Origin of the sequence: Mesorhizobium sp. NFR06, from assembly GCF_900115245.1 — a bacterium.
Classification (GTDB): Bacteria; Pseudomonadota; Alphaproteobacteria; order Rhizobiales; family Rhizobiaceae; genus Mesorhizobium.
The window spans coordinates 454,125-470,742 of sequence record NZ_FOVT01000001.1 but is presented as its reverse complement, the minus strand read 5'-3'; the positions used below and the strand labels follow the sequence as shown (position 1 = coordinate 470,742).

14 protein-coding genes are annotated in these 16,618 nt (G+C 65.0%); 7 read left to right on the top strand and 7 right to left on the bottom strand.

Translation table 11 applies throughout. The annotated features are described in order from the left end of the window. Positions 1-175 precede the first annotated feature (175 nt). Positions 176-1,060 carry a phosphotransferase family protein gene (locus F3H96_RS02210; protein ID WP_149790289.1) on the top strand — a complete coding sequence of 295 codons (885 nt, stop codon included), beginning with the start codon at positions 176-178 and terminating at the stop codon, positions 1,058-1,060. Continuing rightward, a complete protein-coding gene (locus F3H96_RS02205; RefSeq protein WP_149790288.1) occupies positions 1,057-3,510 on the top strand; it encodes an FAD-dependent oxidoreductase in 2,454 nt (817 codons plus the stop codon). The genes F3H96_RS02210 and F3H96_RS02205 overlap by 4 nt, the downstream gene beginning before the upstream one ends. 13 nt (positions 3,511-3,523) lie before the next feature. Here F3H96_RS02205 and F3H96_RS02200 read toward each other — a convergent pair whose 3' ends face one another. Beyond that, positions 3,524-4,156 carry a class I SAM-dependent methyltransferase gene (locus tag F3H96_RS02200; RefSeq protein WP_149790287.1) on the bottom strand — a complete coding sequence of 211 codons (633 nt, stop codon included), beginning with the start codon at positions 4,154-4,156 and terminating at the stop codon, positions 3,524-3,526. A 99-nt stretch (positions 4,157-4,255) separates the two neighbouring features. Here F3H96_RS02200 and F3H96_RS02195 point away from each other — a divergent pair, with 99 nt between their 5' ends. Beyond that, a complete protein-coding gene (locus F3H96_RS02195) occupies positions 4,256-5,155 on the top strand; it encodes a phosphotransferase family protein (protein WP_149790286.1) in 900 nt (299 codons plus the stop codon). Here F3H96_RS02195 and F3H96_RS02190 read toward each other — a convergent pair. Both F3H96_RS02190 and F3H96_RS02185 read right to left on the bottom strand, forming a co-directional pair. Then, a complete protein-coding gene (locus F3H96_RS02190; RefSeq protein ID WP_149790285.1) occupies positions 5,152-6,075 on the bottom strand; it encodes a DMT family transporter in 924 nt (307 codons plus the stop codon). The genes F3H96_RS02195 and F3H96_RS02190 overlap by 4 nt on opposite strands. Before the next feature lie 354 nt (positions 6,076-6,429). After that, positions 6,430-7,710, bottom strand: a complete 1,281-nt coding sequence (locus F3H96_RS02185) for an amidohydrolase family protein (protein WP_149790284.1) — start codon at positions 7,708-7,710, stop codon at positions 6,430-6,432. 173 nt (positions 7,711-7,883) lie between these two features. Here F3H96_RS02185 and F3H96_RS02180 point away from each other — a divergent pair, with 173 nt between their 5' ends. Next, complete coding sequence (locus F3H96_RS02180) at positions 7,884-9,638, top strand: ABC transporter ATP-binding protein (protein ID WP_149790283.1); 1,755 nt, start codon at positions 7,884-7,886, stop codon at positions 9,636-9,638. 116 nt (positions 9,639-9,754) lie between these two features. On the opposite strand, the gene ilvD is transcribed toward F3H96_RS02180, so the two are convergent. After that, positions 9,755-11,599, bottom strand: a complete 1,845-nt coding sequence (gene ilvD, locus F3H96_RS02175; protein WP_149790282.1) for a dihydroxy-acid dehydratase — start codon at positions 11,597-11,599, stop codon at positions 9,755-9,757. 185 nt (positions 11,600-11,784) lie between these two features. On the opposite strand from ilvD, the gene F3H96_RS02170 reads away from it, so the two are divergent. The 3 genes from F3H96_RS02170 (at position 11,785) to F3H96_RS02160 (ending at position 13,241) form a co-directional block, all read left to right on the top strand. Beyond that, complete coding sequence (locus F3H96_RS02170) at positions 11,785-12,129, top strand: metalloregulator ArsR/SmtB family transcription factor (protein WP_149790281.1); 345 nt, start codon at positions 11,785-11,787, stop codon at positions 12,127-12,129. 79 nt (positions 12,130-12,208) lie between these two features. Next, complete coding sequence (locus F3H96_RS02165) at positions 12,209-12,739, top strand: SRPBCC family protein (protein WP_149790280.1); 531 nt, start codon at positions 12,209-12,211, stop codon at positions 12,737-12,739. Between the two features lie 31 nt (positions 12,740-12,770). Further along, complete coding sequence (locus F3H96_RS02160; RefSeq protein WP_149790279.1) at positions 12,771-13,241, top strand: VOC family protein; 471 nt, start codon at positions 12,771-12,773, stop codon at positions 13,239-13,241. 172 nt (positions 13,242-13,413) lie between these two features. Here the strand turns inward: F3H96_RS02160 and F3H96_RS02150 are convergent, their stop codons facing one another. The 3 genes from F3H96_RS02150 to F3H96_RS02140 all read right to left on the bottom strand — a co-directional run bounded on the left by F3H96_RS02150 (position 13,414) and on the right by F3H96_RS02140 (position 16,610). Then, positions 13,414-15,006, bottom strand: coding sequence for a peptide chain release factor 3 (locus F3H96_RS02150; protein ID WP_149790278.1), 1,593 nt, complete (start codon positions 15,004-15,006; stop codon positions 13,414-13,416). Between the two features lie 96 nt (positions 15,007-15,102). Next, positions 15,103-16,017: a haloalkane dehalogenase gene (locus F3H96_RS02145; RefSeq protein WP_149790277.1), complete on the bottom strand. Its 915-nt coding sequence runs from the start codon at positions 16,015-16,017 to the stop codon at positions 15,103-15,105. Between the two features lie 5 nt (positions 16,018-16,022). Then, positions 16,023-16,610, bottom strand: a complete 588-nt coding sequence (locus F3H96_RS02140; protein WP_149790276.1) for a TetR/AcrR family transcriptional regulator — start codon at positions 16,608-16,610, stop codon at positions 16,023-16,025. Positions 16,611-16,618: the final 8 nt, after the last annotated feature.

The following is a 16,618-nucleotide window of genomic DNA, read 5'->3' as shown; positions in this document are numbered from 1 at the left end:
GGCCAGACGCGAGCTTTTTTCAAATCCGCGGGGGCGGATGCCGGGATGCTATGCCTGGCCAAGGGGCTCGTCGGTGCGGTGCGGGATACCGATCCTGGCGTCTCGCACCGACGAGGCTTTTTTGTTTTTTCCCATCATTGTCTTCCTGGGAGCCGGCTGAGGCCGGGGCGAAGCCGTGAGCGCCGACGACCGCATCCGCGCCTTGCCGTGCTGGAGCGGCAGCATCGAGATCGAGCCGCTGCCGGGCGGCCTCAGCAACGCCAATTATGTCGTCACGGATGCCGCCGGGCGGCATGTCGTGCGCTTAGGCCAGGACTTCCCTTTCCATCACGTCTTTCGCGAGCGTGAGGTAATGACGGCTCGCGCGGCGCACGCAGCCGGCTTCGCGCCGGCCGTGCATTATTCCGAGCCCGGCATTCTGGTGACGGAATTTCTTGGCGCCAGGACCTATGTCGCGGAGGACGTGCTCGCCAATCTCGGCCGCGTGGCGGCACTGCTGCGATCCTTTCATCGCGAGATGCCGAACCACGTCTCCGGCGCCGGCTTCATGTTCTGGGTGTTCCACGTCATTCGCGACTATGCGCGCACGCTGGACGAAGGCGGCAGCCGCAAGAAGGCGGAACTGCCGCGCTACCTGTCCTTGGCCGACGAGCTCGAACGGGCACAGAAACTGTTGCCGATCGTCTTCGGCCACAACGACCTTTTGCCGGCCAATATTCTCGACGATGGCAAGCGGCTGTGGCTGATCGACTTCGAATATGCCGGCTTCAACACGGCTATGTTCGACCTCGCCGGCGCCGCCTCCAATGCCGGCCTGAACGACGACGAATCTTTCGCCTTCCTGACCGCCTATTTCATGAAGGAGCCCGACAGCGGGATCCGCCGCTCGCACGCCGCCATGCAATGCGCCTCGCTGCTGCGCGAAGCCATGTGGAGCATGGTCTCCGAGCTTTACCTCGACGCGCCCGGCATCGACTACGTCGCCTATACCGAGGAGAACCTCGTGCGGCTCGACGCGGCGCTGGACAACTACCGGACGAAGTACGGGACAAAGTCATGACCCTGCCCAGCCACGCCGGGATCGTCGTCATCGGCGGCGGCATCATCGGCTGCTCCACGGCCTATCACCTGGCGCGCGACCACCGGGCGGATGTGGTGTTGCTCGAGCAGGGCAAGCTGACCTCGGGCTCGACCTGGCACGCGGCCGGCCTGGTCGGGCAATTGCGCTCCTCGGCCTCGATCACGCGCGTGCTCAAATATTCGGTCGAGCTCTACAAAGGGCTCGAAGCCGAGACCGGACTGGCTACCGGCTGGAAGATGACAGGCTGTCTCAGGCTCGCCACCAACGCCGACCGCTGGACCGAATTCAAGCGCCTGGCGACCACGGCAAAGAGCTTCGGAATGGAGATGCAGCTTCTGTCGCCGGCGGAGGTGAAGCGCATGTGGCCGCTGATGGAGACCGGCGATCTGGTCGGCGCCTCCTGGCTGCCGACCGACGGGCAGGCAAGCCCCTCCGACATTGCGCAGTCGCTGGCCAAGGGCGCGCGCATGCACGGCGCAAAATTATTCGAGGGGGTACGCGTCACCGGCTTCGAGATGAAGGACGGCCGCATCACGGCGGTGAAGACCGGGAAGGGCGACATCGCCTGCGACAAGGTGGTGAACTGCGCCGGACAATGGGCCAGGCAGGTCGGCGCGATGGCCGGCATCAACGTGCCGCTGCAGCCGGTCAAGCACCAGTACATCATCACCGAGAAGATCGACGGGCTCGCCACCGATGCGCCGACGATCCGCGACCCCGACCGCCGCACCTATTTCAAGGAAGAGGTCAGCGGACTGGTGATGGGCGGCTATGAGCCGAACCCGCAGGCCTGGGCAACCGAACTTCCGGGCGGCGATGTTCCGAACGACTGGGAATTTCGCCTGTTCGACGACGACTACGATCATTTCGAACAGCATATGACCCAGGCGATCGCGCGAGTTCCCGCCTTGGAAACCGTCGGCGTCAAGCAGATGATCAACGGCCCGGAAAGCTTCACGCCGGACGGCAACTTCATCCTCGGCGTGGCGCCGGAGTGTTCGAACATGTTCGTCGGCGCCGGCTTCAACGCCTTCGGCATCGCGTCCGGCGGCGGCGCCGGCTGGGTGCTGGCGCAATGGGTGGTCGACGGCGAGGCGCCGCTCGACCTTTGGGTGGTCGACATCAGACGCTTCGCCGGCTTGCACCGCGACCGCGACTGGGTCCGCGACCGCACGCTGGAAGCCTACGGCAAGCATTACACGGTGGGCTTCCCGCATGAGGAATATCTGACTGGCCGGCCGCGCATCGTCTCGCCGCTCTACGAGCGGCTGAAGGCACACCGAGCCGTATTCGGCTCCAAGCTCGGCTGGGAGCGGCCGAACTGGTTCGCGCCCGATGGCGTGGACGCCGAGGACGTCTATTCGATGGGCCGGCAAAACTGGTTCGGCCCGGTCGGCGAAGAGCACCGGCATGTGCGCGAGAAGGTCGGCATCTTCGACCAGTCCTCCTTCGCCAAATATGAGATGACCGGCGCCGATGCGCTGAAGGCGCTCGACTGGATTTGCGCCAACGACATCAACAAGCCGGTCGGGCGGCTGACCTACACGCAGCTTCTCAACACGCGCGGCGGCATCGAGGCGGACCTCACCGTGTCGCGGCTCGGCGAGGATCGATTCTACATCGTCACCGGCACGGGTTTCCGCACGCACGATCTGTCCTGGATCGGCGACCATATCGACTCGGGCCTCGACGCGAGGCTAAGGGATGTCACCGAGGATTTCGGCACGCTGTCGCTGATGGGGCCACGCGCCCGCGACGTGCTGTCGGCGGTGACGGACGCCGATGTAACAAATGCCGCCTTCCCTTTCGGCCATGCGCGCGAGATCGGTATTGCTGGCCATGTCGTGAAGGCGCTGCGCGTCACCTATGTCGGCGAGCTCGGCTGGGAGCTGCATGTGCCGATCGCCGCCACCGGCGATGTCTTCGACGCGCTGATGGCGGCGGGCAAGGCACATGGCATCCGGCCGGTCGGCTACCGGGCGCTGGAATCGCTGAGGCTGGAGAAGGGCTATCGCGCCTGGGGCTCGGACATCACGCCGAACGACACGCCGCTGGAAGCGGGGCTCGGCTGGGCAGTGAAGCTCAGGAAGAATACCGACTTCATCGGGCGCCGAGCGCTGGAGAAGGCGGCCGGCAAGCCGCTGGCGAAACGCTTTGCCGGCTTCACGGTGGACGATCCAGAGGTCGTGCTGGTCGGGCGCGAGACGATTCTGCGCAACGGGGAGGCCGTCGGCTACCTCACCAGCGGCGGCTATGGCTACACGCTGAAGAAGAACATCGGCTACGGCTATGTGCGCAATGCTGATGGCGTCAGCGACGATTTCCTCGCCTCGGGCGATTATGAGCTCGTGGTGGCGATGGAGCGCACGCCGGCCAGGATCCATCTCGAGCCGATGTATGATCCGGCCGGTGCGAAGATAAAGGCCTGATCCCGGAAGCGGGTCAGCTGACGCGCAGCACCAGTCCCCTACTCGGCACGTTATCGGTTTCGCCCGGCATCGACGCATAGGGCGGCGTTTCCTCGACCCGCCTCAGCCTGCCCTGAGCTTCGAGCCCGGCGATGCGCTCGGCGAAGCCGGCATGCCAAAGCGTGTTCTTGACGGTCAGCACAATGACGCCGCCTGGGCGGCAGATGCGGATCAACTCGTCCAGCCCCTCGACCCCGACATGACCGGAGGTGAAGACGCCCGCCGAAATAATCCCTGCATAGGCGCCGTCGGCGAAGGGCAGAGTTTCGCCCATGGCCAGGCGATGCAGCGCCGTATAGACGCCTTTCGCCCCGGCCTTGTCGAGCATGCCTTGCGAGATGTCGAGCGCCTCGACTTGCGGATAGCCGGTGATGGCGAGCCATTCGCCGATCAGGCCGGTGCCGGCGCCGGCGTCGAGCAAGGGTTCGGCGCCGCGCGGCAGGTGCCGGGCCAACAGCGCCAGGCAGATCGTCGGATGGCGATAACCGGCCGCCGACATGTCGGCGTCATAGGTCTGCGACCAGCTGTCATAGATCGCCGCCACTTCCTCCGGCCGCTTGGCCGCGTAGGCGGCGCCCAGCGCGCTGTGGTGCTTGCCATCTGTCATTGCCGCTCCCGACGCCCGATTCTCGTTCACGGATGATAGCCAAGCCGCTAAAATTGTGGAACCGTCTGAGCCGCGACAAATGGCGTGAGGGGACACGACATGACCGACGAGCTGCGCGCGGCGCTGGCGGCTGTTCCGGTGCTGGCGGGCTATGATGGGCCGCTGCAGCGTTTAGGCGGCCTCACCAACATGGTCTACAGGGCCGGCGATGTGTGTCTGCGCATTCCCGGCAAGGGCACGGAAGAATATGTCAACCGCGCCAATGAGGCGGTGGCTGCGCGCGAGGCGGCCCAAGCCGGCGTCAGCCCCGAAGTGCTTTATGCCGATCCGGCATCCGGCCTGATGGCGACGCGCTTCATCGCCGGCGCCGAGACGATGTCGCCCGAAAAATTCAAGGCGAGCCCGGGCAGCCCCGCGCGCGCCGGCGAGGCTTTCCGCAAGCTGCATATGTCGGGCGCGGTGTTTCCCTTCCGCTTCGAACTGTTCGCGATGATCGACGACTACCTCAGAGTTTTGTCGACCAAGGATGTGGCGCTGCCGGCCGGCTATCACGACGTGGTCCGCGAGGCAGGTGCAGTGCGTACGGCTCTTGCCGCGCATGCCATCCCGCTCGCCGCCTGCCATTGCGATCCGCTGTGCGAAAACTTCCTCGATACGGGCGACCGGATGTGGATCGTCGACTGGGAATATTCTGGGATGAACGATCCGCTGTGGGACCTCGGCGATCTCTCGGTCGAGGGCAAGTTCGATGCGGGCCAGGACGAGGAGATGATGCGTGCCTATTTCGGCTGCGAGGCAAAGCCGGCAGAGCGCGGCCGCGTCGTCATCTACAAGGCGATGTGCGACCTGCTCTGGACGCTGTGGGGCCTGATCCAGCTCGCCAACGACAATCCGGTCGACGATTTCCGCGCCTATGCCGACGGCCGCTTCGCCCGCTGCAAGGCGCTGATGGAGACGGCGGAGTTTTCGCGCCATCTGGCCGCCGTGCGCGCCGGCTAATTGACGCCCTTCGGCACGTTCTCCGGCGGCACCTCGGTCTCGACCACTTTCTGGCGATGGAAGATGAACAGGCCGGCAAGCACGACGATGGCCGCGCCGACCAGGATGCGCGGGCTGGGCACGTCGCCGAAGAAGGCCAGGCCGAAGACCACCGCCCACAGAAGCAGGCTGTAATGCAGCGGTGCCAGCGTCGAGGCCGGCGCCAGCTTCAGCGCCCGGGTGATCATCAGATGCGCGGCGCAAGAGACGACGCCGAGCAACAGCATGGCCCCGAGATCGAGCGCCGACGGCGTGCGCCAGGCGCCGATGGCGAGCGCGCCGCCGACCAGCAGCGTGCCGATGGTCTGCCAGGTGACCAAAGTCGTGTCGCTGGTGCCCCGCAGGAGCCGGCTGAGGATGATGGCGAAGCCGAAGGCGATACTGCCGACCAGCGCGAAAGCTGAAGACATGGAGAAGGCCGCCGAGGACGGCTTCAGCATGATCAGCACGCCGCAGAAGCCGACCAGGATCGCCAGCCAGCGGCGCCAGCCGACCTTTTCGCCGAGCAGCAGGTGCGACAGCGCAGCCACGTAGATCGGCCCGGCCATGTAGAAGCTCATCACGTCGGCCAGCGGCAGGTACACAACCGCGGCGTAGAAAAGCCCGGTATCGGTGGTGGTGGCCACGACACGCAGCACCTGCAAAAGCGGCCGATCCATGTGAAACAGCCTCGCCGTGCCCTGGTTGGCGATCATCGGGCCGAGCACGATGAAGGCGCCGACCGAGCGGATCAGCACCACTTGTCCGACGGAGAAGGAGGCGACCAGCCATTTGCCCATCGCGTCGTTGAGCGCGAACATGAAGTCGCCGGCCAGCATCAACAGGATGCCGGCGAGCAACATGTTCCTGATCGTGAAATTGCGCGCAAGGGATAGGGCCATGCCGGCTCCGTAACCGCAAGCGGCCGGTTTGACGAGCAAAATCCGTAAGACCAGCGGCGGGAATCGAGATTGGCCGGAGCGCAAAGCATCATGAATGGTTCGCGATTGGCCGGAACGCTCGTGACTTCGTCATTCTATGGCGAAGCGATGCGGCGCGGACCATAGAACCCATGCCGTTACCTCCAGGCGTTGCAGCGATGCAGAACGACCTTTGTCCTGCGCCGCCTCCGCCCTTCGCGCGAAGTCACGGCATGGATCCTCGGGTCTGCGCGTCCGCTTCGCCCGTGGATGACGAAGCTCCGGCGAAAGCGCTGTCCGCCCGCTAAGCGCCCGGTCAAACCGAGACGCGGATATCTACGCCGTTTTATGCCTGCGGTTGACCGTTTCAGGCCGGCCCGCAATCGAAAGCCTGGTTTCCTGCCTGGTCCGCTCGGCCACGACCTTGCCCCGGGCGATGACGCACAGACGTTCGGGGCGCAGGCGAACGGCCTCGATCGCATTGCCGGCATCGAGCACGACGAGGCTCGCCCGCTTGCCGACGGCGAGGCCAAGATGGTCGAGGCCCATGATGGCGGCGTTGACATCGGTGACCATGTCGAAGCAGCGCGCCATGTCGGCCGGGCTCGACATTTGCGCGACATGCAGACCCATGAAGGCGACGTCGAGCATGTCGGCGGTGCCCAGCGAATACCACGGATCGAGCACGCAGTCCTGGCCCCAGCCGACGCGGATGCCGAGCGCCTGCATCTCCTTGACCCGGGTCAGGCCACGACGCTTCGGGAATGTGTCGTGGCGGCCCTGCAGCATGATGTTGATCAGCGGGTTGGGGATCGCTGACACGCCGGCCTCGGCGATCAGCGGCAAGAGTTTCGAAACGTAATAATTATCCATCGAATGCATCGAGGTGAGGTGCGAACCAGCCACCCTTCCCTGCAGGCCGAGCCGTTGCGTTTCAAAAGCCAGCTGCTCGATATGGCGCGACAGCGGATCGTCCGTCTCGTCGCAATGGATGTCGACCATCAGGCCGCGCCTGGCGGCGATCTCGCAAAGCTCCGTCACCGAGCGGGTGCCGTCGGCCATGGTGCGTTCGAAATGCGGGATGCCGCCGACCACATCGACGCCCATATCCAGCGCGCGGATGGTGTTGTCGAGCGCCGTCGGCGAGCGATAGAGGCCGTCCTGTGGAAAGGCGACCAGTTGCAGGTCGATATAGGGCGCGACGGTTTTCTTCACGTCGAGCAGGGCTTCCACCGCGAGCAGCTGGTCGTCGCAGACATCGACATGCGAGCGAATTGCAAGCAGACCCATCGACACGGCCCAGTCGCAATAGGCGAGCGCGCGCTCGCGCACGGCCTCATGCGTCAGAAGCGGCTTCAACTCGCCCCAGAGCGCAATGCCTTCGAGCAGCGTGCCTGACGCGTTGATGCGCGGGATGCCGTAGGACAGCGTTGCGTCCATGTGGAAGTGCGGGTCGACGAAGGGCGGCGAGACGAGATTGCCGCGCGCGTCGATTTCGGTCGGCGAAGAGCCCGGCAAGTTGGGCGCTATGGCCTGGATGGTTTCGCCGGCGATGCCGATGTCGGCAATGCTGCCATCCGGCAGCGTGCCGCCGCGCACGATGAGGTCGAAATCCATCTGTCGTCACCCCTCTCGAGAATCGGCACCCATCGTGGCCGAAAAGACAGCTTGCCGCAGCCTTTTCTTTCCTCGGCGGCCGAAAGGTTCCATGGTGCTCCAACTCGCTCTATAAGCCGCCTCTCGCCCTTGTGGCGAATCCGAAATCTTGCTGCCAGACACAGGACCGGCCATTGTTTCGCTTCTTCCGCTCGACGGAAAACCAGCGCCTCATCGCGAGGCTGGTGAGGGAATCCTTCCACCAGCACAAATTCGGCTATGGCGCCGCCATTGTGTCGATGCTGGTGGTGGCTGCCATGACCGGCGCCAGCGCCTGGATCCTACGCGAGATCACCAATGAATTCGTCGTCTTCAAGAGGCTCGACCGCGTCAACCTGATCGCGGGGGGCGTGGCGGCGATCTTCCTGCTCAAGGGCTTTGCCAGCTTCGTCCAGGCCTATTTCATGAGCCGCGTCGGCAACGCCATTATCGCCGACCGGCAGCGCAAGATCTACGATCGCATCCTGGCGCAAGGCATCGAATTCTATCATTCGACCTCATCGTCCGAGCTGATCGCCCGCATGACCAACAACGCGCAGGCCGCGCGCAGTGTCCTCGACCTCGTCGTCACGTCTTACGTGCGCGACCTGGTGACGTTGATCGTCCTGGTCGGCGTCATGATCTGGCAACAACCGGCGCTGTCGCTGATCTGCTTTGTCGTCGGGCCGGTGGCGATCTATGGCGTCAACCGCATCCTGAAGCGCGTCCGCAGGATCGCGGCTATGGAATTCATCTCGCTCGGCCAGATCGTGCATGTGATGCAGGAGACGGCGATCGGCGTGCGCGTCGTCAAATCTTTCAATCTCGAAGGCGCGATGCGCAAGCGCATGCACAAGGCGGTTTCGGACGTCGAGAACCGCGCCAACAACATCGCCACGCTGGAAGCCGCCACCAGCCCGGTGATGGAAACCCTTGCCGGGCTAGCGATTGCCGGCGCCGTGCTGGTCAGCGGTTTGCTGGTGCTGCAGGGCGGCCAGATGCCGGGCAACATCATGGCCTTCATCGCCGCGCTGCTGCTCGCCTATGAGCCGGCAAAGCGTCTGGCGCGAGTCCGCATCTCGCTCGAGACCGGCATCGTCGGCGTGCGCATGATGTTCCAGCTCGCCGACCGGCCGCTGACGCTCGCCGAAAAGCCCGACGCCAAGCCGCTGCAATCCGGCCCGGGTGAAATCCGCTTCGACAATGTGAGCTTTGCCTATCCGGAGAGCCCGCCGGTTTTCGACGGCTTCGACCTGACGCTGCACGCCGGCAGGATGACGGCGCTGGTCGGGCCGTCGGGCAGCGGCAAGTCGACGATCCTCAACCTGATCATGCGCATGTACGACCCGCAGACCGGCAGGGTGCTGTTCGACGGTCAGGACATCTCCTTCGCGACGCTCGATTCGCTCAGGCGCAAGATCGCCTATGTCAGCCAGGACACGTTCCTGTTTGCCGGCACCGTCATGCACAATATCCGCCTCGGCCGCGAGGACGCCACCGACGAGGACGTGATCGCCGCCGCCAAGGCCGCCAATGCGCATGAGTTCATCAGCGCCATGGCCAGGGGCTATGAGACGGAGGTGGGCGAGAACGGCTCGCTGCTGTCCGGCGGCCAGCGCCAGCGTATCTCGATCGCGCGCGCCATGCTGCGCGATGCCGAGATCCTGCTGCTCGACGAGGCGACCAGCGCGCTCGACGCCGAATCGGAAGCGCTGTTCCGAGATGCGCTGCAGCAGCTCACCGTCGGGCGCACGACGATCGTGATCGCGCACCGGCTGTCGACGGTCCATCAAGCCGATACGATCGTGGTGCTGGAGAACGGCAAGGTGCGGGAGAGCGGTCCGCACAAGACCCTGCTCAAGCAGGGCGGGCTATATCAAAAGCTCTACGAGTATCAGCTGATGCCGTAACCCGACCCTGAGGAGGGTCGCTGCGAAGCAGCGGGACGGGGTGCGGCGTCGACCCCCACCCGGACCTTCGGTCCGACCTCCCCACAAGGGGGAGGTAGGGGCCGCAGCAGTCTACCTCACTCCGGCACTTTCCGCACAGCGCCCTTGTCGGCGCTGGTGGCGAAGGCGGCGTAGGCGCGCAGCGCCGTCGTCACCTTGCGCTTGCGCTTTTCCGCCGGCTTCCAGGCATCCGCGCCCTTGGCCGCCATCGCCTTGCGGCGGGCATCGAGCTCGGCATCGCTGACGGCAAGGCGGATGCTGCGGTTGGGGATGTCGATCTCGATCGTGTCGCCTTCCTGGACCAGGCCGATCGCGCCGCCTTCGGCAGCTTCCGGCGAGACGTGGCCGATCGACAGGCCGGACGTGCCGCCGGAGAAGCGGCCATCGGTGATCAGCGCGCAGGCTTTGCCCAGGCCCTTCGACTTCAGGTAGCTTGTCGGGTAGAGCATCTCCTGCATGCCCGGACCGCCACGCGGTCCCTCATAGCGGATGACGACGATGTCGCCGGCCTTGATCTCGTTGCCGAGGATCGCCTTGACGGAGGCGTCCTGGCTTTCGAAGACGCGGGCCGGACCGGTGAATTTCAGGATCGATTCATCGACGCCGGCGGTCTTCACGATGCAGCCGTCGAGCGCCAGATTGCCCTTCAGCACCGCAAGGCCGCCATCCTTCGAGAACGGGGTCTTTGCCGAGCGGATGACGCCCTTTTCCCGGTCGATGTCGAGCTCGTCCCAGCGGCGGTCCTGGCTGAAGGCGACCTGCGTCGGCACGCCGCCGGGTGCGGCGCGGAAGAAGTCGCGGACATTCTCGGCAGAGCTGCGGGCTATGTCCCAATGGTCGAGCGCTTCGCCGAGGGTTGCGGTGTGCACCGTCGGCAGGTCGCGGTTGATCAGGCCGGCCTCGTCGAGCTGGCCGAGGATCGCCATGATGCCGCCGGCGCGATGGACGTCCTCCATATGCACGTCGGACTTGGCCGGCGCGACCTTGCACAGCACCGGCACCTTGCGCGACAGCCGGTCGATGTCCTCCATGGTGAAATCGACGTCGCCCTCATGCGCGGCGGCAAGGATGTGCAGCACCGTGTTGGTCGAGCCGCCCATGGCGATGTCGAGCGCCATGGCATTCTCGAAAGCGCCCTTGGAGGCGATGCTGCGCGGCAGCGCGCTTTCGTCGTCCTGCTCGTAATAGCGCTGGGCGAGATCGACGACGAGATGGCCGGCCTCGACGAACAGGCGCTTGCGGTCGGCATGGGTGGCCAAAGTCGAGCCGTTGCCGGGCAGCGACAGCCCCAGCGCCTCGGTCAGGCAGTTCATCGAATTGGCGGTGAACATGCCCGAGCACGAGCCGCAGGTCGGGCAGGCCGAGCGCTCGATGACCTTGACGTCCTCGTCGGAGATCTTGTCGTCGGCGGCTGCGACCATGGCGTCGACAAGGTCGAGCGCCTGCGCCTTGCCGGCCAGCACCACCTTGCCGGCCTCCATCGGGCCGCCGGAGACGAAGACGGTCGGGATGTTGAGGCGTAAGCTGGCCATCAGCATTCCGGGCGTGATCTTGTCGCAATTGGAGATGCAGACCATGGCGTCGGCGCAATGCGCGTTGACCATGTATTCCACGGAATCGGCGATCAGCTCGCGCGACGGCAGCGAATAAAGCATGCCGTCATGGCCCATGGCGATGCCGTCGTCGACGGCGATGGTGTTGAACTCCTTAGCGACGCCGCCGGCTTTCTCGATCTCGCGCGCGACGAGCTGGCCGAGGTCCTTCAGGTGCACGTGGCCGGGCACGAACTGGGTGAAGGAGTTGACCACCGCGATGATCGGCTTGCCGAAATCGGAATCCTTCATGCCCGTGGCGCGCCATAGGCCGCGGGCGCCGGCCATGTTGCGGCCATGGGTGGTGGTGCGGGAACGATAGGCAGGCATCGAATTGTCCTTGCTGGCTGGCCGCGCCGGTGCGCGGCCTGGCGGCGCTGAAGTTCAGTCGGCAGCGGTTATAGCGGCCATGATCCCGCCTTGCCACAATTTTGCGCTGCGCCACGGAAGCAGGTTGACCGGCAATGCCGATTGCAATATAGCCATTCAGGTATATATCCAATTGGCTATTCAAGATGAATCAACTCGACGCAACCTTCGCCGCGCTTTCCGACCCGACGCGGCGCGCCATTCTCGCGCGGCTCATCGATGGGGAGGCCTCGGTGATGGAACTTGCCGAGCCATTCGCCATCAGCCAGCCGTCGATCTCGAAACATCTCAAGGTGCTCGAGAATGCGGGGCTGATCTCGCGCGGCCGCGACGCACAGCGCAGGCCCTGCCGGCTCGAAGCGAAACCGCTGGCCGAAGCCACCGAATGGCTGGAGCGCTACCGCGAGATCTGGGAAGGCAATTTCCAGCGGCTCGATGCGCTGCTCGGCGCGCTCAAGGCCGGGAAGGGCCCCGACGAGCCCGAACAATAGTAAAGAGTAAATCGAGACACTGTCGGATCGGCGGCCGACCGAACGTCCTTGGGTTCAGCAAACGCAAAGGGGACACCAGATGAGCACCACGAGACTGCCAGGCCCGACCGTCGCGACGCTGACCGTCACGACCCCCAGCGATCGCGAGATTCGCATTACCCGTGTCTTCGACGCGCCGCGCCCGATGGTGTTCGATTGCTGGACGGTTCCGGCGCTGCTCAAGACCTGGCTGCATGGCCCGGACGGTTGGCGGCTGGAGACTTGCCGGATCGACCTCAGTGTGGGCGGGGCGGCACGCTATGTGTGGCGCCATCGTGATGGGCGGGCGATGGGCATGAGCGCGACCTATCGCGAGATCGTCCGGCCGAGCCTGATCGTGGCCGCCGAGTTGTTCGACGAAGACTGGACCGGCGGCGAGGCGCTTGGAACCGTGGTCTTCACCGAAGTCGACGGCAAGACGTTGCTGACGCAAACAATCCTCTACGCCTCGCAAGCCGCGCGCGACGGCGCGCTCGGCACCGGCATGACCTCGGGCATGGCCGACAGCTACGCCCAACTGGATGCCTCTCTCAGTTCCCTCCAGGACACCGCCGCCAAGGGCGCCGCCTGACCCCTTCCCCAAGAAAGCCAAGGAGAAAGCGATGCAGAAGATCACCACCTTCCTGTGGTTCGACACCCAGGCCGAAGAGGCCATGAACCACTACATCTCCATCTTCAAGAATTCGAAGGTGCTGAGCGTCACGCGCTGGCCGGAGGGCCATGCTCAGCAGGGCCAGGTGCTGGTGGCCTCGTTCGAGCTCGACGGCGTAACCTTCCAGGCGCTGAACGGCGGGCCGCAATATAAATTCACCGAGGCGATCTCGCTGTCGATCGACTGCAAGACGCAGGAAGAGGTGGATCATTTCTGGACGCGGCTTACCGAAGGCGGCGGCGAGCCGGGGCCCTGCGGCTGGCTGAAGGACAAGTTCGGCGTCTCCTGGCAAGTCGTGCCGGAACAACTGCCGCGCCTGCTTCAGGATCCCGACCGGGGCAAGGCCGGCCGTGTCATGGATGCCATGATGAAGATGGGCAAGATCGAAATCGACAAGCTGGAAGCGGCGGCGAAGGGGTGAGAGCTGTGCGATCTTCCCTTCTCCCCCTGTGGGAGAAGGTGGATCGGCGCGCAGCGCCGAGACGGATGAGGGGTGTTCCAGCGGAGTGAGACGTCCGCGTTCCCTGGAACACCCCTCATCCGTCGCCTTCGGCGACACCTTCTCCCACAAGGGGAGAAGGGAAAACTGGCGCCTAAGCCGCCTTGTCGCGGACCTGATAGTCCTTGACCGCAGCGAAGCGGATCGCCTTCCAGCGCTCGGCCTCGTAGTTGAGCGAGAAGGTGTGCTGGGCGAGGAACACCGGATCGTTGTCGAGGTCGCGGGCGATGTCGCCGCGATGGCCTTCGATGAAGCGTTGCATCTCGGCCTTGTCGTCGGCCGAGATCCAGCGACAGATCGAGAAGCGCGACATCTCGAAATCCACCGGCAGCGTGTATTCGATGTTCAGCCGCTCCTTCAGCACGTCGAGCTGCAGGGCGCCGACGACGCCGACGATGGCCGGCGAGCCGTCCTCGGGCGAGAACAGCTGCACGACGCCTTCCTCGGCCATCTGGTGCAGCGCTTCCTTGAGCTTCTTGGCCTTCATCGCGTCGCCCAGCCGAACGCGACGCAGGATTTCCGGGGCGAAATTCGGCACCCCGCGGAACAGGATCTCCTCGCCTTCGGTGAGCGTGTCGCCGATGCGCAGCGTGCCGTGGTTGGGGATGCCGACGACGTCGCCGGCAAAGGCCTCGTCGGCGGTGACGCGGGTGCGGGCGAAGAAGAATTGCGGCGCCGACAGGCTCATCGGCTTGCCGGTGCGCACGAGCTTGGCCTTCATGCCGCGCTCGAGCTTGCCCGAGCAGACGCGCACAAAGGCGATGCGGTCGCGGTGGTTGGGATCCATATTGGCCTGTATCTTGAAGACGAAGGAGGTCATCTTCTCCTCGGTCGCCTCGACCGTGCGCTCGTCGGCTTCCTGGGCGCGCGGTGGCGGGCCATAGGCGCCGAGCGCCTCGATCAGGTCGCGCACGCCGTAATTGCGCAGCGCCGAGCCGAAATAGACGGGCGTCAGATGGCCTTCACGGAAGGCGTCGACGTCGAGCGGACGGCAGGCTTCCCGCGCCAGCTCCAGTTCCTCGATGAAGGCTTCGCGCTCATTGTCGGGCAACAATCCTGCCACGCGGTTGGAATCCGGACCATGGACCGGCGTGCGTTCCTTCTCGTCGTCGCTGCGGCGCACCGCGTTCTGCGCCAGATGGTAGGTGCCTGAAAAAGTCCTGCCGCGGCCGATCGGCCAGGTGACGGGCGCGGTGTCCAGCGCCAGCTTCTGCTCGATCTCGTCGAGGATCTCGAAGGGATCGCGGCTCTCGCGGTCCATCTTGTTGACGAAGGTGATGATCGGGATGTCGCGCAGGCGGCAGACCTCGAACAGCTTCAGCGTGCGCGGCTCGATGCCCTTGGCGGCGTCGATGACCATGACGGCGGAATCCACCGCCGACAGCGTGCGATAGGTGTCGTCGGCGAAATCCTCGTGGCCGGGCGTGTCGAGCAGGTTGAAGACGTTGTCGTCATACTCGAAGGTCATCACCGAGGTGACGACCGAGATGCCGCGCTCGCGCTCGATCTTCATCCAGTCGGAGCGCGTCTGGATGCGATCCTTCTTGGCCTTGACCTCGCCGGCAAGCTGGATGGCGCCGCCGAACAGAAGCAGTTTTTCGGTCAGCGTGGTTTTGCCGGCGTCGGGGTGGGCGATGATCGCGAAGGTGCGGCGGCGCGCAACCTCTTCAGGTATTGTTTCGGGCATTTCTTTAAAGCAGTTCCGTGTGACAGGCGGCGCTTCTATCAGTGCGGCGCCGGCCTGTCGACATGGGGCGCGGGCGCCTCGGGCCCGCCGCCGGGTTCAAGCCAGTTCCGCCTCGCCTTCCGCCCGGACAATTTCCGGCAACCAGCCGGCAATGGCCTTGCCGATCGCGTCGGGGTGATCTTCCTGCAGATAATGGGCGCCCGGCCCCAGATCGATGAAGCGGCAGTTCTTCAGCCCGGCCGCGAATTCCTTTGCCGCCTGGGCCGAAATCAGGGCGCCGGGATCGCCGGCGAAAAGCAGTTTCGGATAAGAAGAAAGCCGCAGCGCGCGGTGGTCGTGCTCGCTGATGGCGGCGACATCGGCCGGCTGGCCTTCGATCGGCAACTCCCGCGGCAGACGCAGCACCGGCTTGCGCGACTGCGGCGTCGGGAACGGTGCCCGGTAGGCTTCCATCTCCTCACCGCTCATCGGCCGCAAGACGGAAGCGGGCAGGATTTTCTCGACGAAGACATTGTCCTCCAGCACCAGCTTCTCGCCGGCGCCGGGCGTGCGCAGCGCCTTGAACAGTTCGCGCGCCTGCGGGCGCTGGTGGAAATCCTCCCAGCGTTCGAAGGGCCGGATGAACTCCATGAAGGCAAGGCCGAGAACGCGTTGCGGCCGCCGCGCCGCAAAATGGAACGCCAGCGCCGTGCCCCAGTCCTGGGCGACGATCACCAGGTCCTCGATGCCGAGCGCCTCGATGAAGGCGTCGAGATAGCGGACCTGATCGAAGAAGCGATAGTCGATGTCGGGCTTGCCGGACCGGCCATAGCCGATCAGGTCGGGCGCGATGCAGCGGCCGAAGCGTGCGACATGCGGAATGATGTTGCGCCAGATGTAGGACGAGGTCGGATTGCCGTGCAGCAACAGCACGGTCGGGCCGGACGTGCCGGCCTCCAGATAGGACATCGTGGAATCGAGCACGGCGATCTCGGCGCGCCGCAGCAGTAGTTCATCAGTCGTCGAATGCATCGGACTCACTCCCTTCCAAACACGGTGCTGAAGATGATTTTCTTGAACCGCTCGAGCGGCTCCGGACTGCGCTCGACCTTCATGCGCAGCATGGCGCCCTGCCAGGACGACAGCAGGAAATCGGCGAGGTCCTCGGCGTCGAAGGCCTCGGTGATCTCGCCCGCCGCCTGTCCCTCGGCGATGCAGGCCGCGAATGGCCGGCGCCAGCGCTCGAAAATGTCGACCAGCCGGAGCCGCAGCGGCTCGCTGTGCACGGCCGTTTCCAGGCTGAGATTGCCGATCATGCAGCCGCGCGCCCAGTCATGCGCTTCCAGCTTCGACGTGATGACGTCGAGATAGCGGCGAAGCCTGCCCACCGGCGGCGTGCCGTCATGCGCCAAAGCGTTCTCGACCAGTCCGCTCACATAGGCGAAGTAGCGTTCCAGCACCTCGCCGGCGAATTCCTCCTTGGAGGCAAAATGGTTGGTGAAGGAACCGGGCCGGGCGCCGGCCGCGGCGACGATGTCGCGGACGCCGGCCGCCGTGTAACCGGAATTCCAGATGGTCCGGAAGCCGGCGTCGAGAAGGTTTTCGCGGAGTGATTGTCTAGCCATTCCGTCAT